This is a genomic window from Parablautia sp. Marseille-Q6255, from assembly GCF_951230155.1.
Taxonomy (GTDB): Bacteria; Bacillota; Clostridia; order Lachnospirales; family Lachnospiraceae; genus Choladousia.
In genome coordinates this window covers 101053-121645 of sequence record NZ_CATNVD010000016.1, presented here as the reverse complement: position 1 = coordinate 121645, position 20593 = coordinate 101053, and the positions used below count along the sequence as shown (strand labels likewise).

Genomic DNA, 20593 nt, shown 5'->3' with positions numbered 1-20593 from the left:
ATGAGGTCAGCTTCCGCTGCGAGCGAAATGGAGCGAGAATGCGTTAGCAGCGTTGCCTGTATCCTGAACGGGCGTATGATAAATCATGTATGAAAAAATTTGCCAACGATTACTTGACAGTAACTTGAGAAACTGATTGGAGATTTTAAGATTGAAATAATGAAGAAAAAATGGCATAATAAATAAAAAGCTAATTGATTCTAAAGGAAAAATTAGTTAATGGTGCTGTCGCTCCCTACGCGGGAGCGTGGATTGAAATTTCTCTTGCGATTTTTTGATTTCCGCGCCGGATATGTCGCTCCCTACGCAGGAGCGTGGATTGAAATTGTGTGTAGTAACCTGCTGTGCCTACTGCCCAGAGTCGCTCCCTACGCGGGAGCGTGGATTGAAATACGAAAGAAAAAATGCTTGCCATGGGAATACCGGTCGCTCCCTACGCGGGAGCGTGGATTGAAATACCCTCACCGGTTGTCAGCCATATATAATCTACGCGTCGCTCCCTACGCGGGAGCGTGGATTGAAATGTCTGAATAACTTTACAAGTAATACGATAATAGCAGTCGCTCCCTACGCGGGAGCGTAGTATTGAAATGGCTTAACCGGTCGGATATCAATTTTTTATACTTATAACAATAGATTTGTAACTGAAAAGTATTTGCATGAAAGATGTGGGTAAGCTATGCTTGAGAATAAATTAGATATGGTAGATTTCCTTATAAAATGTCTGAACAGTGTATATTGTATTGCCATTTGGGAGATCCGCCTTTGGTGATTATCTCAGAAATTGAAGTTAACCTCGCCCACGCCCATCCCTCTGGCAGCTCAAAAGGTATCTCCTCCTCAATGCATTTTACACTTCCATCGGCGAACTTCTCATAATGCAAACTATACCAAAGGAATCATCCAGGATATGCGCGTTTCACCAATTATATAATAGCAATCTACAGACCATAAAGATGCCATGAAGAGTCTTTAAAGGAAACAACGAACGATTTCTAATTGTATGGCTACAAGTTCTTTCTTATTTGATTAAACCTAAACATACTGCTTTCAATAATGAAAAATTTTTAATTTTTGGAAGGTAAGGTCTTCAGAACAGAAAACTATCACAAGTTGTAAAAATCTATTCCAGAAATGTGAAAGACCGAGTTTATTTTCGTTATAACTGATAGCATGTTCATGATTTTCACAGAAATGGTGGAGATAAATACACCGTCATTCTATAAAAGTGTGCATCTGCACAAAAATAAGGAATGGATATTACTTGGCAAATAGACGACATTGAGAGTGTTATAAGGACGAGTGTGCCCATTTTGCAATTGAATTTAAACAATCGTAAAATTTTACGACTGAATTTGTGCGTGTATTCACATATGAATTATTACAAAAGAAATGATATTTGTTTTAACTCAAAACATTCTACTTTTAACTTTTTAAAAGTTAAAACGAAATATAACGGGATTAGCCGTTATCGGGAGCTATTCAATAACTAAAACGAACGAATAAAGAAAATCATAGTATAAAATCCAATCAAAAAATCAATTGTAAAAATTTACGATTGATTTTTTGCGCGTTTATGCATATAATATATCAATAAAGTTGGAAAGAATGCGGTTATTATGCGTGAAACGAGAATATTAGAGTTTAAAGAAACGATTACGAATACTTTTTTAAAAACAGTCAGTGCCTTTTCAAATTATGATGGTGGAACCATTCTTTTTGGTGTAGATGATGATGGAAACGTAAAAGGTTTGCCAGATGTAAAGCAGGCTTGCCTTGATATCGAAAATAAAATCAATGACAGTATTTCACCTCAACCAAACTATACACTTGAAATACAGAATAATAATCAGACGATAAAACTCATTGTAAAAAGTGGTATTCAGAAGCCATATTTATACAAATCAAAAGCATACAAACGAAATGATACAGTAACGCTAGAGGTAAATACACTGGAATTTTCAAGGCTCGTATTAGACGGGAAAAATATTAGATTTGAAGAATTACCTTGTAAAGACCAGGAACTATCTTTTGAAATTTTACATCGTAAGCTGAAAGAAAGTATTCAGATTGAAACTTTCAATCAGGATACTTTGAAGACATTGAATCTGTATGACAATGTAAATGGTTTTAATAATGCAGCAGGACTTTTAGCAGACAAAAATCATTTTCCTGGAATTGATATTGTTAAGTTCGGCGAGAGTATCAGTATTATTCAAAAAAGAGTAACCTTTGAAAATACATCCGTTTTAGATGTATATGAAAGAGCACTTGCTGTATTTAGAGACTATTACCAATATGAAGTAATACAGGGCGCTGACAGAAAGAAGATGGAGAAGATACCGGAAGCAGCTTTCAGAGAGGCAATTGCAAATGCTCTGATTCATAGGGGATGGGATGTTGATTCACATATCAAAGTTTCTATGCTTAATGATAGAATAGAAGTTGTATCTCCTGGGGGATTGCCATCTGGAATAACAGCAGAAGAATATTTGTCAGGTAAACTTTCTGTTTTAAGAAATAGAAACCTTGCAAATGTATTTTACAGATTGGGATTTGTAGAGATATTCGGGACAGGAATTACAAGAATAAAACAACTATATGCAGAAGGCTTGACAAAACCGGATTTTGAAGTGTCAGAAAATGCTATAAAAATTGTACTTCCGATATTTGAAAAGAATACGAATTTAACTGAAGATGAAAAAGTGATTTATAAGCTCTTAAGCAAAACGATGTTGAAACCAATAAGTGAAATTGCACCATATGTACCGTTTGGCAAGTCAAAAACAACACAGTTATTGAAAGCTATGGGAAAAAAAGGTGTGGTTACAATTGAAGGAAAAGGCAGAGGAACGAAATATATCATTAAGTGACTACTATCGACTAGTACACCAGGCATGTAAAATGCCACATTTTGCGTATTTTCTGGAAAACTTCACAGAAGTGTGTAATCCGGAAAATCTTAAAAAAGTCCAAAAAACTGGGCAATCTACGGCGTTTCAGGAGGAAAAATATAATGATAAAAGTATTATTTGTTTGCCACGGCAATATCTGCCGTAGCCCTATGGCAGAATTTATTTTTAAAGATATGATAGAGAAACGTGGTCTTTCCAAAAACTTTTTGGTGGCATCTGCGGCTACGAGTTCGGAGGAGATCTGGAATGGGAAGGGGAATCCGGTATATCCGCCTGCGCGGGAGGAACTTGCAAAGCACGGAATTGATTGTCGCGGAAAGAGGGCAGTGCAGCTTCAGAAAAATGATTATGAGAAGTACGATTTTCTGCTTGGGATGGAGGAGTGGAATCTGCGCAATATGATGCGGATTTTGGGAAAAGACCCGCACGGGAAGGTGCACAGACTGCTTGATTATGCGAAGAATCCAAGGGATATTGCGGATCCGTGGTATACGGGGAAATTTGGGGTAACGTATGCAGATATTGAGGAGGGATGCGAAGCATTTCTGGAATATCTGGAACGAACAGGCATGATTTAAAGAGGGGTCTGGCAAAACAGTATTATATAAGGTAGCATCAGAGTATGGAAGCATGTAAAGATTTGTATACAAAAATTTGATTAGGGGAAATGCAGAATGAATGAGAAGAGAAAAGATTATATTTCCTGGGACGAATATTTTATGGGGGTAGCGCGTCTGTCAGGGATGCGTTCAAAGGATCCAAATTCTCAGGTAGGAGCATGTATTGTCAGTCAGGACAATAAGATACTTTCGATGGGGTACAATGGGTTCCCAATGGGGTGCTCGGATGATGAGTTTCCGTGGGCGCGCAGCGGAGATGAGCTTGACACGAAATATCTTTATGTGGTACACAGTGAGCTGAATGCGATCTTAAATTACCGTGGTGGAAGTCTGGAGGGGGCGAAGCTGTATGTTTCACTGTTCCCGTGTAACGAGTGTGCAAAGGCGATTATCCAAAGCGGTATTAAGACGGTTGTGTACGATGATGACAAATATCATGATCTTCCATCTACGGTCGCATCACGCCGGATGTTGGATGCGGCAGGGGTTCGTTATTACAAATACGAGCGAACCGGGCGGAAGATTGAGCTTATGGTGTAGAAATAGTTAGAACTATAGAAAAAGTGGAAAAATCCATGACCAAAGACGGAAATACGGAAGACGGTGGATGGAAAATCTGCCGAGAATCTGCGTAATAATGCTGAAAAAAGGTTGACACACGCGGGAGGTGTGTAATATAATATCAAAGTATGGCTCAGTAGTATTGTATTATTGCGCCCTAAAATAACGTGTATAAATGTTCGGGCCAAAGCCCCGGTCGGACATTTTATCATAAGGTTCCCTGAAAAGGGAATGAGCGGGAGGACGGAAATAAGCCTCTGTTTGCCCGGAGCAAGTTAATCATTATCAAGGAGGAAGACCAATGAAAAGTTATATGGCTAGCCCAGCAACGATTGAGAGAAAATGGTATGTAGTAGATGCTGCAGATATGACACTTGGCCGTCTGGCATCTGAAGTGGCAAAGGTATTAAGAGGAAAGAATAAGCCGACGTTTACGCCGCATATTGATACAGGTGATTATGTAATCGTAGTAAATGCAGAGAAGGTAAAGGTTACAGGCAAGAAACTGGATCAGAAGATTTACTACAATCATTCTGACTACGTAGGTGGTATGAAAGAGACTACACTGCGTGAGATGATGGCAAAGAAACCGGAGAGAGTGATTGAGCTTGCTGTAAAGGGTATGCTTCCGAAGGGACCACTTGGCAGAGAGATGTACAAAAAGCTTTATGTATATGCAGGTCCGGATCACAAGCAGCAGGCACAGAAGCCGGAAGTGCTGACATTCTAATAGGGAGGTAAGGAACATTGGCTAAGGAAAGATATTACGGAACAGGAAGAAGAAAAAAATCTATCGCAAGAGTATATCTGATCCCGGGTACGGGCAAGATTACAATCAATAAAAGAGATATTGATGAGTACTTTGGTCTTGAGACACTGAAGGTTATCGTTCGTCAGCCGCTCGCTGCTACAGAGACAGCAGACAAGTTTGATGTACTTGTAAATGTATGCGGTGGTGGTACAACAGGTCAGGCTGGTGCGATCCGTCACGGTATTGCAAGAGCACTGCTTCAGGCAGACAATGATTACAGACCGACACTGAAGGCTGCTGGTTACCTTACACGTGACCCGAGAATGAAAGAGCGTAAGAAATACGGTCTCAAGGCAGCTCGTCGTGCTCCGCAGTTCAGCAAACGATAATTTCAGTTACGCAAGAATTAATCTTCCCTTTGGGACAGACAATTTCAAACAGTATTTACAAACCTCTCAGGATTTTGGTCCTGGGAGGTTTTTGATTTCAGACATTTTGGAGGTCGGACCATTTACTGATTATGTCTGGAGAGCAGGTTGTTTTTTATCGGTTTTTATAAAAGGTTATTGACCAGGCGGTCTATAAGGTATAAACTATTATAGACTGAGTGGTCAATAATTGAAGGCGGGAGGATAATGATGCGAAAGGAAGAAAAGACGAGATGCACGTATGAGCGGATTATGTCTGCTGCTCTTGTGGAGTTTGGGACAAAGAGCTATGAAAATGCCTCATTAACGACACTTTGCAGTGAGAATCAGATTTCAAAAGGCCTTATTTACCACAACTTTAAGAATAAGGATGAGCTGTATTTAAAGTGTGTGGAAAGATGTTTTGGGGAGATGACGGCGTATTTTAAAAGCAGGGAGTATAAAGCGCAGACCGTGCAGGAGAGTATGAACAATCTCTTTCAGATGCGTCAGCAGTTTTTTAAGGAACATCCTTATGACTGTAATATATTCTTTCATACTGTTTTGCAGCCGCCGGAGCACCTGCGCAAGGAGATACAGGATATTCGTCAGGAATACGATCAGTTTTATGTGGAGTGTTTTGGGGAATTGCTGCAGCAGCTGGAACTGCGCGAGGGGATCACGATGGATGCGGCGACGGAGTATTTTGTTATTTTTTTTGAGATGTATAATGGCTATTTTCAGAGGAGATTGTCTGAAAGTGAGGATATCCATGCGTTGATGAAGGATCATGAAGTGAATCTGTCTAAGATTTTGGATATTATGTTGTATGGTGTTGCGAGCCAGGAAAAGCGGTGAGACGAATATGGAAGAGGTTACTTTTGATAAATTAATAACGATTAACAGACCGGAATCCTTTTTAGAGTCCGCGCGGCCGTTTATTAAGCTGATGATGGAGTATCAGTGTGCAATGCGGGAGATACAGACGAAGTTTGAGGTGCTGGATGCGGAATTGTCTCTGAATTGTGATCAGAATCCGATTGAGGCGATTTCCTGCAGGTTAAAGAAGACAATCAGCATTATTGAGAAATTAAAAAGAAAAAATCTTGAGGTAAGTGTGGAAAATATTGAGAAATATTTGCAGGATGTAGCCGGTATCCGGGTGATCTGTTCGTTTCCAAAGGATGTTTATCTGCTCGCAGATAAGATCTGTTCGCAGGATGACATTCGTTTGATCACGAAAAAAGATTATATTAAGCAGCCCAAACCGAATGGGTTCGCAGCCTGCATCTGATTTTGGAAGTGCCGGTATTTTTTCTGGATCAGACTAAACCGGTGAAGGTCGAGGTACAGATGCGGACAATGGCGATGGATCTGTGGGCCAGTATTGAGCACAAAATGAGATATAAAAAAGAAATAAAGGAACAGGGGTCTTTTTTGGAAAAGGAATTGTATCTGTGTGCAGAGAAATTGCATGAGGTAGATTTACAGATGGAATATATTAACGGACAAATGGAACAAGTGAATCACAGTGTGCACGGCAGTATGTGACGACGAGGAGGAAGAGAACATGATAATTTCATTGGTAAGATTGCTGGCAGCAATTATTCTCGCATTTTTAGCGGGAAAATTGATAGCAAAAATAAAATTGCCGTCTATCCTGGGATGGCTGATCGCCGGGATGATTTTGGGGCCGCATGCAGTCTCATTAGTAGATGTGCAGATTTTAGATGCCGGATGGTATCAGACGGTTGTACATATTCTGGAATGTGCAGTCGGGCTGATGATCGGTACGGAGCTTGTGTGGAATAAGATCAGGCGCTCCGGGAAAGCGATTGTAATTACGACGCTTACGCAGTCGCTGGGTACTTTTTTGTTTGTATCGCTTGTTTTCGGGATTGTATTTTATTTTCAGGGTATCCCACTGTATCTGGCCTTTTTGTTCGGCGGTATTGCGCTGGCCACGGCTCCGGCACTGTCTATCGTGCGGGAGTTTAAGACAAGTGGACCGGTAACGAGTACGCTGATCCCAATGGCGGCGCTGGATGATATTGTGGGCTGTGTTGTTTTCTTTACAACGATCGCGCTGGTGGCAGGACGGCTTTCTGCAGGCGAGCTTCCGGCTTATATGATTGCGCTGGTTGTGATCCTTCCTCTGGTCATTGGTATTGTGACGGGACTTTTGGCTGGCGTGCTGCTGAAAAAGGAGAGAAGTGACCGGGCTACCCTGCTGCTCCTTGCATTGAATATTCTGATCGCGTCAGGAGTTGGGTTTTTCTTTAACAATGTTGTGATGCCGAAACCGGTATTGAATTTCATGCTGATCGGTATGGCATTTTCAGCGACTTTTTCAAATATGGTTACAGAGAAGCGGCTGGAGCAGATTATGAGTGCGTTTAATCCGTTTCTCGGAATTGCCATGATCATTGTTATTGTGAACTTGGGCGCTCCCCTGGATTATCATCTGATCATGGGAGCGGGGCTGTTCACTGCTGTTTATATTATAGCGAGAGCGCTGGGCAAATATTTTGGCGCTTATTTTGGCGCAAGCATTACGAAATCACCGAAAACAGTCAAAAAATTCCTCGGTTTTACGCTTTTACCGCATTCGGGTGTGTCGCTTGTGTTTACGGGGATTGCTGTGTCAGTACTGAGTAAGCCTGCACCGGAATGTGCCAGAATTATTCAGGGAACGATCGCGGCTGCGGCAGTGATTAATGAGATTATTGCGGTTATCATGGCGAAAAAAGGATTTGAGTGGGCCGGAGAATTTGATCAGGAGATAACTCAGCCGCAGGGCGCGGGCGGAGCATATCTGCAAGGAAGCAGATGAAAAGGCACCTGGAAAAATTGCAAAAATGGATAAGCAGCGGGAATCATATTATAAATATTATACGGGACGGAATTTTGGAGAAGCAGGTAATTATGATATTTGTCTGAACAGCAGCCGGCTGGGCATTGACAGATGTGTGGAAATGATCCGGATGGCGTATGAGCAGTTTGTGAAGGAAAAATAAGAGAAGACGTGGGGTTGTAAAATACTGGTTTGGCAGAAGACCAGTGTATTTTGCAGCGCCACGTTTTTACATTAAATTTTTATAAACCCGTTGCGGGTTCGCAGATAGACTTGTAAAATATATAACAGATACATCAGGAAATACGGGGTGTACCGTGCCGGAGCAGTCCGGTGCCAGGCAGACAGGATAAGGAGTGTACAAAATGCAGGAGCCGTTCGTAAGACTGGAAGGTGTGACCAAGGTCTACCGCATGGGGGAAGTAGAGATCAAGGCGGTGGATGGGATTGATTTTGAGATACAAAAGGGTGAGTTTGTGGTGATCGTGGGGCCGAGTGGCGCCGGTAAAACCACGGTGCTCAATATTCTCGGCGGCATGGATCTGGCGAGCTCGGGCAAGGTCTGTGTGGATGGAAATGATATTGCCAGATACAATCAGAAAAAGCTGACGAGATATCGCAGGGAGGACATTGGATTTGTCTTTCAGTTTTATAATCTGGTACCCAACCTGACCGCGCTTGAAAATGTGGAGCTGGCGATGCAGATCTGCAAAAATCCTCTGGATGCACAGACGGTCCTGCGTGATGTGGGCCTGGAGCAGCGTATGAAGAATTTTCCGGCGCAGCTTTCCGGAGGAGAGCAGCAAAGGGTGTCGATCGCGCGGGCGCTTGCAAAGAATCCGAAGCTTTTGTTGTGTGATGAACCGACAGGAGCGCTTGATTATCAGACAGGTAAGGCGATCCTGAAGCTGCTGCAGGATATGTGCCGGCAGCGGGGGATGACCGTCATTGTGATCACGCATAATTCGGCGCTTACGCCGATGGCAGACCGTGTGATCAAGATTAAGAATGGAAAAGTGTCGAGTATGCGGATGAATGAGCATCCGGTATCAGTTGAGACGATTGAGTGGTAAACTGTTTCGCTGCGGCAAATACGCAGCAGAAGACGGGACAGATGAGATGGGACGGATAAAGATGAAGAAAAAAGCGCTGCGGAAGGACTTCCGCATGGAAATTAAAAAGAGTCTGAATCGCTTTCTTTCGATTTTTTTTATTGTAGCGCTTGGCGTGGCTTTTTTTTCTGGTATACAGACAGCTGCGCCGTCGATGCGGATGACAGGGGACAAGTATTTTGATGACAGTGATCTGATGGATATTCGTGTGATGAGCACACTGGGGCTTACTGCAGAGGATCTGGAGGAGCTGCAGACAGTCGAAGGAGTGGAAGCGGTCAGCGGATGCTACAGTGAGGATGTCTATTGTGGAGAAGGAGATACGCGTCAGGTACTGCATGTGGAATCCGTTGCAGCCGATATGAACCAGCTCGCGCTGATGGAAGGAGAGCTTCCTAAACGTGCCGGAGAGTGCTTTCTGGATAGCGAGTACGCAAAGCAGATGGGATATGAGCCGGGGGATGTTTTGGAGATCTCTGTTTCGGATGAGGAGAACAGCAGCCTGAAGCGCCGCAGATTTACGATCACGGGAACGGGCTACAGCCCAACGTATATTTCTTATGAGCGGGGCAGTACAACGCTTGGCACAGGATCCCTGTCTGGATTTGTATATGTGCTGCCGGAAGATTTTGATATGGATATTTATACGGTGGCATACCTGCTTGCAGATGGAGCCAGGGAGCAGACAGCATTTACGGATGGGTATGACCAGGCGGTTGATGAGGTGTTAAGCCGTATTGAGGCAATTGCTGACGCGCGCTGTGAGATCCGTTATGAGGAAGTGATGCAGGAAGCACAGTCCGAGCTTGATGACGCGCGAAAAGAGGTAGAAGACGGAAAGCAGGAGCTGGCAGATGCAAAGAGGGAGCTTGCGGATGGGCAGGCGGAGGCGCAGTCCGAGCTTGACGAGGCACAGTCAGAGCTGATCGACGGGCAGGAACAGCTCGGCGACGGGAAAAAGGACTGGTACGAGGCAAACCGGGAGGCTGCAGACGGAGAAAGAGCGCTTGCAGATGGGGAACAGGAGCTTCTGGATAATGAGGGCACGATCGCGGAGGCGCAGCAGCAGCTTGATCAGGGGTATCAGGAGCTCTCAGATGGAGAAAAGGAGTACCAGACCGGCCTGGCACAGTATAAAAAGGAGGCGAAAAAGGGCAATAAGCAGCTTGCGGCGGCACAGAAAAAGATTGATGACGGGAAAACAGAGCTGGCTGTCGGATGGCAGACGTATTATACAAATCTGACCAATATTGAGACCGGAGAAAAACAGCTTGCGCAGGCAGAGGAGACACTTTCTGCACAGCAGGAGCAGTACGATGCAGGAGCCAGTCTGCTCGCGCAGGGAAAGGCACAGTACGAGGAGGCGGCAAAACAGCTTCCAGCGCTTCAGGCTTCGTACGATGAGCTGGAAGCGCAGGTGGATGCGCTGACCAGTCAGCAGGCGGATACGCAGGGACAGCTTGACGCTTTACAGGGGGCTTATGACGAGGCAGCTGCGAATGCGGCAGCGCTTCGTGCGCAGCAGCAGGAGGCTCTTTCGCGCAGAGACGGATATCAGGCAGACTATGATGCAAAAGCCGGGGAGAAGCTTGCGGCGCAGGGAGAGATGGAAGCAAAGCAGCAGGAGCTTGCGGGCTGGCAGGCTGTTTTAAACAGTGATACTGCAACTCCGGAGGAAAAAGTGGTGGCGCAGGAGCAGGTGGACCGTCTGACGCAGGAGATTGCGCAGCTGCACGATACAGTCGATTCTCTTCAGGGAGAAATGGATGCGCTGCAGGGAAATATTGCTGCAGAACAGTCAAATGCAGATCAGGCAGGGACGCAGGCACAGAAGATCGAGGCAGGGCTTCCGGAACAGGAGATGGCGATCGCTGCTGCCCGGACGGCACTTTCACAGATTGAGGCCGGACTTTCCCAGGCACAGGAGGGAGCTGCACAGCTAAAACAAAGTATTGATACGCTCGCAGCTACAAAGAAGACGCTTGATCAGAAGGAGGCGGAACTTGCATCGGCATCCGCACAGCTGGAAGCAGGCTGGAAGGAGCTTAGTAAAAAGCAGAAAGAGCTTGCGGCGGGACGGACGAAGCTGGAGCAGGGAGAAAAGACGCTGGAGGCGACGCAGAAGCAGCTTGATGAAGCTCAGGAACAGGTCGATCAGGGCAGAAAAGAGCTGAAAAATGCGAAGAAGGAGCTAAAAGCGGCAAGGACTCAGCTTGATACAGGCTGGGCGCAGCTGGAGGTATCCAAGAATCAGCTTGCAGACGGGAAGCGCCAGTTGGAGGACGGACGCAGTCAGCTTGCCGATGCGAGACAGACTCTTGCTGACGCCAGGGCACAGATCGCAGATGGTCACAGGGAGCTGGCAGAAAATAAACAGAAAATAAAGGATGGATGGAAGGATTATGAGGATGGAAAGGCAGATGCACAGCGGGAGATCGCAGAAGGCGAGCAGAAGATAGAAGAGGCAGAGCTGGATCTCGCGGACGCGCAGCAGCAGATCAGTGATGCGCAGCAGGAGCTGGATGACCTGAAGCTGCCTGAGTGGTATGTAGAGGACCGCAGTGTTTTGCCGGAGCATTCCGGTTTTGGAGAGAATGCAGAGCGTATGGCAAATCTTGCAAAGGTGATCCCGGTACTGTTTTTCCTTGTGGCAGCGCTGATCAGCCTGACAACTATGACCAGAATGGTAGAGGAGGAGCGTACGCAGATCGGTACGCTGAAAGCGCTCGGCTACGGAAAGTGGGAGATCGCTTCCAAATATCTGAAATATGCGTTCTGGGCAACGATCGGCGGGAGTGTTATCGGTGTTCTCGTGGGAGAGAAGCTGCTTCCGTGGGTTATTATCAATGCGTATGGTATTATTTATATTTATCTGCCGGAGATTCTGATCCCGTACAACTGGGGCTTTGCGCTCGTTTCGACGGTGGCGGCGCTTATATGTACGATCGGGGCGACGTTTTCCGCCTGCTACCGGGAGCTGCGGGCGGTTCCGGCACAGCTTATGCGTCCGCCGGCGCCGAAGGAGGGAAAACGCGTGCTTTTGGAGCGGCTTCCGTTTTTGTGGAAGCACCTGAGCTTTTCCTGGAAATCAACAGTGCGCAATCTGATTCGTTATAAAAAGCGCTTTTTGATGACGATCTTTGGTATCGGAGGCTGTATGGGACTGCTTCTTGTCGGGTATGGATTGCAGGATTCCATTATGGACATTGGTATTTTGCAGTTTGAAGACCTTCAGATGTATGATGCGATCACGATACTGGACGCAGATGCTTCAGAGGCAGATCTGGCAGTTCCGGATCAGATGGTGACAGAGGACGAACGGATATCCGAGTCCAAGCATTTTTATATGAAGCAGGAGGAAATTGATACAACGGGAATTTCGGATAAGGAATGGAGCGTATACGTGTATGTGCCGGAGGATCTGGAAAATCTGGAGGAGTTCCTGTGTTTTCGCGACCGGGAGACGAAGGAGATTTATGAGCTGACGGATGAGGGCGCGATCATTACAGAGAAAATCGCGAACGAGCTTGGTATCCAGCCGGGTGATGTGATCCGTCTAAAACAGGATGATGGGGAGGATATTGAGGTACCGATACTGGCAGTATGTGAAAATTATCTGTCTCACTATCTGTATATGACGCCAGCTTTGTATGAGCGCGTATATGGAGAGACGCCGCAGTACAACAGTATTTTCTGGAAGAGTCCGCAGGAGCAGTCCGTGATAGAAAAGATCGGAGAAGAGCTGCTGGCGCAGGATACAGTGCTTAATATTACCTATACAAGGACGATGGCAGGCCAGATTGACAGTATGATCGGAGCAATGGATATTGTGATGGTAGTGCTGATCGTTTCAGCAGGAATGCTGGCATTTGTGGTACTGTACAATCTGAATAATATCAATATCAATGAGCGCAGACGTGAGCTGGCAACGCTTAAGGTACTGGGATTTTATGACGGAGAGGTCGCGGCCTACGTTTATCGTGAGAATGTGCTGCTGACGATTATCGGAGCGGTGCTCGGCTGCGTGATCGGGAAACTGCTGCACGCATACGTCATTACCACAGTAGAGGTGGATATGTGTATGTTTGGTCGGAACATCAATCCGCAAAGCTTTATTTACGGTACATTATTTACCATTGGTTTTTCTGTTATTGTCAATTACGCGATGTATTTCAAGCTGAAAAAGATTGACATGGTAGAGTCGCTTAAGAGTATTGAGTAAAGATTTTGCCCGGTTTTGAATGATTATATGATTATTGTTCAAAATACATAGAAACCGCTGGACGAATCTTTGAAAACCGTGTATGATAAAAAAGAACGAGTGCGTCGCTGCGGCGCGGTAATTCAGGGGTGCATCATGCGCTTCGGGAGAATGGATTAAAGGAGGAAACGTATGTTAGAGGAACTGAAAAAACAGGTATATGAAGCAAATATGGAGCTTCCTCGCAGAGGACTCATTACTTATACCTGGGGAAATGTCAGTGGGATCGACCGCGAATCCGGTTACTTTGTGATCAAGCCAAGCGGCGTAGACTATGACAGGCTGTCCCCGGAAGATATGGTAGTTATGGATCTGGAAGGCAACAGGATCGAAGGAAAATATAAACCGTCATCTGATACGCCGACGCATATCGAGCTGTATAAGGCTTTCGCGGAGATTGGCGGCGTGGTGCATACACATTCCCCGTGGGCGACCTCCTGGGCGCAGGCCTGCAGGAGTATTCCGTGCTATGGCACAACGCATGCAGACTATATGTACGGACCGATCCCGTGTGCAAGGAGCCTGACTCCGGAGGAGATCAGCAGCGCATATGAGAAAAATACAGGCGTGGTGATCGTTGAGACATTCAGAGAGCAGAATATCAATCCGGTTTATGTGCCGGCAGTGCTCTGTTCCAACCACGGTCCGTTCACATGGGGCAAGGATGCGGATGAGGCAGTCCATAATGCAGTTGTCCTTGAAGAAGTGGCAAAGATGGCATGCCGGACAGAGCTGATCAATCCGAGAGTTACACCGGCTCCGGACAGCATTAAGGAAAAGCATTTCATGAGAAAGCACGGGGCAAATGCTTATTACGGGCAGTAATATTGTTTTACGGACGGTAACAGATACCGCTGGTAATAAATTAAGAAAGGAAAGGTACGAACCATTATGACGACATTGGAATTACAGAAAATGGCGAACGAAGTTCGTAAAAGTATTGTGACAGGCGTACACAGCGCAAAGGCCGGACATCCGGGCGGATCTCTTTCTGCAGCTGACCTGTTTACGTATCTCTATTTTGAAGAGATGAATATTGATCCGAAGGATCCGAAGAATCCGGACAGAGACCGCTTTGTCCTTTCAAAGGGACATACGGCTCCGGGCTACTATGCAGCTATGGCGCACAGAGGATATTTCCCGGTAGAGGATATGGTGACACTGCGTCACGTAGGCTCTCATCTGCAGGGACATCCGTGTATGCAGCATCTTCCGGGTGTTGACATGTCCTCCGGTTCTCTCGGACAGGGGATCTCTGCCGCAGTAGGTATGGCGCTTGCAGGCAAGATGGATAATAAGTCTTACCGTGTATACACACTGCTTGGCGATGGCGAGATCCAGGAAGGTCAGGTTTGGGAAGCTGCGATGTTCGCAGGCCACAGAAAGCTGGACAACCTCGTAGTGATCGTTGACAACAATGGTCTCCAGATCGACGGAAACGTTGCTGATGTGTGCTCTCCGTATCCGATCGACAAGAAGTTTGAGGCGTTTAATTTCCATGTGATCAATGTAGCAGATGGAAATGACATGGAGCAGCTGGCAGCAGCATTTGCTGAGGCAAAGACAGTAAAGGGCATGCCGACAGCTATCGTTATGAAGACAGTAAAGGGCAAGGGCGTATCCTTCATGGAGAATCAGGCTTCCTGGCATGGAACAGCTCCGAATGATGAGCAGTACGCAGTTGCTATGGCAGATTTAGAGAAAGTGGGGGAAGCATTATGTCAGAAGTAAAGAAAATCGCTACGAGAGAGAGCTACGGTAACGCTCTCGCAGAGCTTGGCGCACAGCATGACAATATTGTAGTTCTTGATGCTGACCTTGCCGGCGCGACAAAGACAAGTGTATTTAAAAAAGCATTTCCGGACAGACATATTGACTGCGGTATTGCAGAGTGCAATATGATGGGCATTGCGGCAGGTCTTTCTACAGCAGGAAAGGTGCCGTTCGCAAGTACGTTCGCAATGTTTGCGGCAGGACGTGCCTTTGAGCAGGTAAGAAACTCCATCGGTTATCCGCATATGAATGTAAAGATCGGCGCTACACATGCAGGTATCTCTGTAGGTGAGGACGGAGCTTCCCATCAGTGTAACGAGGATATCGCCCTGATGCGTACCATCCCGGGCATGGTAGTCATCAGCCCGGCAGATGATGTAGAGGCAAGAGCAGCAGTAAAGGCAGCTTATGAGCATGAAGGACCGGTTTATCTGCGTTTTGGCCGTCTTGCAGTTCCGGTGATCAATACAAACCCGGATTACAAGTTTGAGATCGGTAAGGGTGTGACGCTTCGTGAGGGTACAGATCTGACGATCATCGCTACAGGACTTTGCGTGAATTCTGCTCTCGAGGCAGCAGAAATGCTTGCAAAGGACGGCGTATCCGCAAAGGTGATCAATATCCATACGATCAAGCCGCTTGACGAGGAGCTTGTCGTAGAGGCGGCAAAGGCTACAGGTAAGGTTGTTACAGTAGAGGAGCATTCTGTGATCGGCGGTCTGGGCAGCGCAGTCTGCGATGCACTTTGTGCAAAGGCTCCGACACCGGTACTGAAGATCGGCGTACAGGATACATTTGGCGAGTCCGGTCCGGCAGCAGCACTTCTTGCAAAGTACAAGCTGGATGGCGCTGGTGTATACGAGCAGATCAAAGCATGGGTGTAAGAAAGAGAAAAACAAGAAAGAAAAAAGCTGATAATTGACAAAATCCTGTCGGGTATCCTGCGATGAATGCAGGGTATCTGACAGGATTTTTGTGTATTTCGGAAATCGCTCCTCCTGTAAGATGTGGAGAGCACTGTTTTTGCTGTCTATAAAGTGCAGCAGCCTGGTGAGATCCTTTAAGAGGAGAGGCTTTTGACTCTGGCGAGTGAAAAAATAAATTCTGTCCCGACTCCCTTTGTGCTGACCACGCTGATATTCTGATCGTGTGCGCGGAGGATTTCTTTGACAATGGAGAGCCCCAGTCCAGTCCCTTTTTTATCCTTGCCGCGGGAAGCATCAGATTTGTAAAAGCGTTCCCAGATTTTTGGAAGCTCTTCTTTTTCAATTCCTTCTCCGTGGTCTTTGACCGAGATAAAGACAAGATTTTTTTCCGCGGTAGCGCGGATCGCAATAGAGGATCCGGAAGGACTGAATTTGATCGCATTGTCAACCAGGTTGTAGAGCACCTGCTGGATTTTATCTATATCTGCGTGTACGTTGACGGATGCGCCGGAAAAGGAGGTTTCTAAAGACAGATTCTTTTTCTGGCATGTTCCCTCAAAGGAGGCGGCCACACTCTGGATCACCGGAACAATATTGAAATCCGTCATCTGGAGATAAACGCCGTGATCGTCGAATGCATTTAAGGTCAGAAGCCCTTCTGTCAGTCGGTTGAGACGTTTTGTTTCCTCCAGAACGATATTCAGATAGGTTTCCTGCATCTGTGGGGGGATCGTACCGTCGAGCATCGCTTCTACATATCCCTTGATGGAGGTGAGAGGGGAGCGAAAATCGTGGGAAATGTTTGAAATGAATTTTCGCTGGCTCTCTTCCGAGCTGTGTACAGAGGCAGCTAGGTAGTTGATGGAAGCTGCCAGGCGTCCGAGCTCATTATCTGCGTCATACGTGTAGGCAGGGGCAAGCGTACGCTTCTCTGTGTAGCTGGCAGCCGTCCGGGCGATCTGTTCCAGCGGACGGTAAAATTTCAGCACAAATACGGCTACAGGGATGAGGGAGAGTACAAATACTACGCACAGGAGCAGATAGCACACGTTTTGCAGCGCGATAAAGTGGGCGCCCCACTCCTGGGCATGCTGTGCGGCGGCGGGGAGCTCGGGCAGATAGTTTTTGACCAGCCGCGGAGTCAGATAAAGAGCAGCAAGAAAGCTGCCAATGAGAAAAATGAGATAGGCTCCAATACAGGAGCCCAGTAATTTACGCTTCATATGTTATTTCACCTCGAATTTGTATCCGATACCCCAGACTGTGGCGATGGACCAGTTGGCGTAGTCTTTGATTTTTTCCCGGATCCGTTTGATATGTACATCGACAGTACGCGTATCACCGATGTATTCATATCCCCAGATATGGTCAAGCAGCTGCTCCCGTGTGAATACCTGATTTGGCGAAGAGGCCAGAAAGTACAGGAGCTCGAGCTCTTTTGGAGGCATATCCACGGTCGCACCTTTGTAGATGACGGCGTAGTTGGTCAGATTGATTGTAAGTTCGGGATATTCGACACACTTGCCGGCTGGTTTTGACTCCTTAACCGGATAGGGCTGGAACCGCCGCAGCACTGCTTTGACGCGGGCGACGAGCTCCTTCGAGTCAAATGGTTTTATGATGTAATCATCCGCACCAAGCTCCAGCCCAAGTACCTTATCAAAAATCTCCCCTTTGGCTGAGAGCATGATGATCGGGACGCTGGAGTGCTGCCGGATCTCCCGGCAGACCTGATAGCCGTCAATTCCCGGGAGCATCAGGTCCAGCAAAATCAGATTGGGCTGATAGGATTTAAATTCCCGCAGCGCAGATTCGCCGTCATATACCATTTTGGTGTCATAAAATTCTTTGGTCAGATAGAGGGAGATCAGTTCGGCGATATTTTCATCATCGTCAACGATCAGGATTTTCTGTTTAGCGATCATAGAGGAGGCTCCTTTCTGCTTTCGCTGCGATGCTGCTTCTGCCTGTGGCTACCGGGCGTTCTGCACCTGTTACTTAAACTCTACGATAGTGACTCCGGCGTCTCCTTCTCCGAACTCGCCGAGGCGGTAGGAGGCGACATGTTTTTGCCTGCGCAGATATTGGTGTACTGCTTTGCGCAGGGCGCCGCTGCCTTTTCCGTGTACGATACGCACCGGAGAGAGGTGGGCGATGTAAGCGTCGTCGAGATATTTGTCCAGCTCAGCGATCGCCTCATCGGTCGTGCGTCCGAGCAGGTTGATCTCGGCGCTTATCGAATAGGATTTTGCCATTTTGACCTTGCTGCTGCCGGAGCGTGTGCCGGAGGAGAGGTTTGTCCTGGCGCTGTACGGAGAAGGTTCGTCAGGAAGCTTTTCCAGATCAGAGAGCTTTACCTGAGATCGGAGGATACCCATCTGTACGAACAGGTTGCCGCGCGCATCTGGCAGAGTGCTGACAGTGCCAGTCAGATTCATGCTCAGGACTTTGACGCGGTCGCCGATGCGCAGATCTTTGGCGGTGAGTTCTTTTTTTGGTTTTTTTGCAGCCTTTACACCTATATTTTTTTCCAGACCGGACATTTTTTCACGCAGCTTTGCGCGTTCCTGTTCCATCTGTCGGGAGGCGTCGGATTCCTTCCCCAGCTTGTTGTATTTACGGATGGATTCGTCTGCAAATTCTTTTGCCTCGCGCAGGATCGTCTGTGCTTCCTCTCGGGCTTTCTGGAGGATCGCCTCACGGCTGGCTTCGAGCCTGTCCTCTTTGCGTTCGAGCCTCTGTTTGAGCGTTTCGATTTCCTGTTTGTAGCGATTGATCTCTTCTTGCTCCTTTTCAATGGTAGCGCGGCTTTCTTCGAGATCAGAAATCACATCCTCGAAGCTCTCATCTTCCTGCGAAATATGTCCCCTGGCTTCTTCAATGACGTAATCCGGAAGCCCCAGCTTTTGTGAGATCGCAAATGCATTGCTCTTGCCGGGCACACCGATCAGCAGACGGTAGGTAGGGCGCAGTGTTTCTACGTTGAATTCACAGCTTCCGTTTTGCACGCCAGGTGTGGAAAGCGCAAAAACCTTCAGTTCACTGTAATGTGTAGTGGCGATCGTGCGGATGCCGCGGCGATGCAGATTGGAAAGGATCGCGATTGCAAGGGCGGCTCCTTCTGTCGGGTCTGTGCCGGCGCCAAGCTCATCAAAGAGAACGAGGGAGTGCTCATCTGCCTGCTCCCAGAAGGAAACAATATTGGTCATATGAGAGGAGAAGGTACTGAGACTCTGTTCAATACTCTGCTCATCTCCAATATCTGCGTATACTTCTGTAAATACGGATAGCTCTGAATGATCAAAGGCAGGAATGTGGAGTCCTGCCTGTCCGAGCAGCGTAAAAAGCCCGACTGTTTTTAGAGAGACTGTTTTGCCGCCCGTATTCGGACCGGAGATAACAAGCAGAGAAAAATCATCCCCCAGCCGGATATCGACCGGAACTACTTTTTTCGGATCGAGCAGAGGGTGACGGCCTTTCTTGATATTGATGCGCCCGTCCGTATTAAAATCGGGCTCGGTTCCGTTGTAGGAGCGGGAGAGCTGTGCGCGGGCAAAAATAAAATCAAGCTCTGTCAGCAGCAGAACATTATAGTTTAATGGTTCTGTCTGTTCTGCGACAAGTCCGCTTAAGGTGGACAGAACAATTTCGATTTCTTTTTCCTCTTTGATCTCCAGCTCGCGAAGATCGTTGTTCAGCTTGACGATGCTCATTGGTTCCACAAAAAGTGTTGAGCCGGTCGAGGACTGATCATGGATCATTCCCGGGACCTGACCGCGGTATTCTGCTTTGACCGGAATACAAAAACGCCCGTTTCTCTGTGTGATCACAGCATCCTGCAGATAATTCCGCGTAGAACCGTTTACGTAAGAGGCAAGCTGCGTGCGGATTTTATCATTGGTAAGGCGCATGGAGCGCCGTACCTGCCGAAGTCCCGGACTGGCATCGTCGCTTATTTCTTCTTCTGAAAGGATACAGCGGCGGATCTCAGAGGCGAGCGGAGTAAGAGGCTGCAGATCAGTAAACATCTGCTCAAGAGAATCTTCGGTTTGCTCCTCATTATTTACGATCTGGCTGTTATCGCTGCGCGCCCATGATTTGACACGGTTGGTCGTCTCAAGAAGGGAGCAGACGCGGAGCAGCTCTTCGATATTCAGGCTGCTGCCAACCTCGAGGCGTTTTAGTGAACCCCGGATGTCAGAAAGGCCGGAGAAGGATATGGTTCCCTTGCGGTAAAGCCTTGCTGTGGCATCCGAAGTTTCACGCTGCATCCGGCGGATCTCACTGATGTCCGAGGACGGGACGAGGCCGCGGCACAGGGCTTTGCCAGGCTGTGAGCCGGCGAAGTCAGTCAGTTTTTGTATGATCTTATGGTACTCCAGTACCTTTAATGCTTTTTCATTCATGACAGAT

Annotated in this window: 16 protein-coding genes, 1 pseudogene and 1 CRISPR repeat array; of the genes and pseudogenes, 14 read left to right on the top strand and 3 right to left on the bottom strand. The window is 47.0% G+C overall.

Annotated features, from left to right (window positions below):
• Positions 1–227: 227 nt before the first annotated feature.
• Positions 228–591: direct repeats of the CRISPR family, unit length 32 nt; unit sequence GTCGCTCCCTACGCGGGAGCGTGGATTGAAAT.
• A gap of 1028 nt (positions 592–1619) precedes the next feature.
• From QOX44_RS13590 to QOX44_RS13520, 14 genes and pseudogenes are all read left to right on the top strand, one after another.
• Positions 1620–2873: an RNA-binding domain-containing protein gene (locus QOX44_RS13590; RefSeq protein WP_283683784.1), complete on the top strand. Its 1254-nt coding sequence runs from the start codon at positions 1620–1622 to the stop codon at positions 2871–2873.
• Between the two features lie 143 nt (positions 2874–3016).
• On the top strand, positions 3017–3493 hold the full coding sequence (locus QOX44_RS13585) for a low molecular weight protein-tyrosine-phosphatase (protein WP_283683782.1): 477 nt from the start codon (positions 3017–3019) through the stop codon (positions 3491–3493).
• Between the two features lie 96 nt (positions 3494–3589).
• On the top strand, positions 3590–4075 hold the full coding sequence (locus QOX44_RS13580; RefSeq protein WP_283683781.1) for a deoxycytidylate deaminase: 486 nt from the start codon (positions 3590–3592) through the stop codon (positions 4073–4075).
• Between the two features lie 322 nt (positions 4076–4397).
• Entirely contained in the window at positions 4398–4826 is a 429-nt protein-coding gene (gene rplM, locus QOX44_RS13575) for a 50S ribosomal protein L13 (protein ID WP_283683780.1), read from the top strand.
• A gap of 17 nt (positions 4827–4843) precedes the next feature.
• Positions 4844–5236 (top strand): 30S ribosomal protein S9, encoded by a 393-nt coding sequence (gene rpsI, locus QOX44_RS13570; protein WP_283683779.1) that lies wholly within the window; start codon positions 4844–4846, stop codon positions 5234–5236.
• A gap of 246 nt (positions 5237–5482) precedes the next feature.
• A complete protein-coding gene (locus QOX44_RS13565; RefSeq protein ID WP_283683777.1) occupies positions 5483–6112 on the top strand; it encodes a TetR/AcrR family transcriptional regulator in 630 nt (209 codons plus the stop codon).
• Positions 6084–6805, top strand: a pseudogene (locus QOX44_RS18335) (GTP pyrophosphokinase). Before QOX44_RS13565 ends, QOX44_RS18335 begins: the two are co-directional and overlap by 29 nt.
• 19 nt (positions 6806–6824) lie before the next feature.
• A complete protein-coding gene (locus QOX44_RS13550) occupies positions 6825–8087 on the top strand; it encodes a cation:proton antiporter (protein WP_283683774.1) in 1263 nt (420 codons plus the stop codon).
• A complete protein-coding gene (locus tag QOX44_RS13545) occupies positions 8068–8271 on the top strand; it encodes an AAA family ATPase (protein WP_442955422.1) in 204 nt (67 codons plus the stop codon). Before QOX44_RS13550 ends, QOX44_RS13545 begins: the two co-directional genes overlap by 20 nt.
• Before the next feature lie 202 nt (positions 8272–8473).
• On the top strand, positions 8474–9181 hold the full coding sequence (locus tag QOX44_RS13540) for an ABC transporter ATP-binding protein (protein WP_283683772.1): 708 nt from the start codon (positions 8474–8476) through the stop codon (positions 9179–9181).
• The gene (locus QOX44_RS13535) at positions 9144–13442 is read left to right on the top strand and encodes an ABC transporter permease (protein WP_283683770.1); all 4299 of its coding nucleotides are present in this window, start codon (positions 9144–9146) and stop codon (positions 13440–13442) included. Before QOX44_RS13540 ends, QOX44_RS13535 begins: the two co-directional genes overlap by 38 nt.
• Positions 13443–13613: 171 nt before the next feature.
• Positions 13614–14306 carry an L-ribulose-5-phosphate 4-epimerase gene (locus QOX44_RS13530; protein ID WP_283683768.1) on the top strand — a complete coding sequence of 231 codons (693 nt, stop codon included), beginning with the start codon at positions 13614–13616 and terminating at the stop codon, positions 14304–14306.
• A 66-nt stretch (positions 14307–14372) separates the two neighbouring features.
• Positions 14373–15212 (top strand): transketolase, encoded by an 840-nt coding sequence (locus tag QOX44_RS13525; RefSeq protein ID WP_283683766.1) that lies wholly within the window; start codon positions 14373–14375, stop codon positions 15210–15212.
• Positions 15200–16138 carry a transketolase family protein gene (locus QOX44_RS13520; RefSeq protein ID WP_283683764.1) on the top strand — a complete coding sequence of 313 codons (939 nt, stop codon included), beginning with the start codon at positions 15200–15202 and terminating at the stop codon, positions 16136–16138. Before QOX44_RS13525 ends, QOX44_RS13520 begins: the two co-directional genes overlap by 13 nt.
• A 176-nt stretch (positions 16139–16314) precedes the next feature.
• On the opposite strand, the gene QOX44_RS13515 is transcribed toward QOX44_RS13520, so the two are convergent.
• The 3 genes from QOX44_RS13515 to QOX44_RS13505 form a co-directional block, all read right to left on the bottom strand.
• Positions 16315–17403, bottom strand: a complete 1089-nt coding sequence (locus QOX44_RS13515) for a sensor histidine kinase (RefSeq protein WP_283683762.1) — start codon at positions 17401–17403, stop codon at positions 16315–16317.
• Positions 17404–17406: 3 nt separating this feature from the next.
• Positions 17407–18105 (bottom strand): response regulator transcription factor, encoded by a 699-nt coding sequence (locus tag QOX44_RS13510; protein ID WP_283683760.1) that lies wholly within the window; start codon positions 18103–18105, stop codon positions 17407–17409.
• A gap of 69 nt (positions 18106–18174) precedes the next feature.
• A complete protein-coding gene (locus QOX44_RS13505) occupies positions 18175–20586 on the bottom strand; it encodes an endonuclease MutS2 (protein WP_283683758.1) in 2412 nt (803 codons plus the stop codon).
• Between the last annotated feature and the right edge of the window lie 7 nt (positions 20587–20593).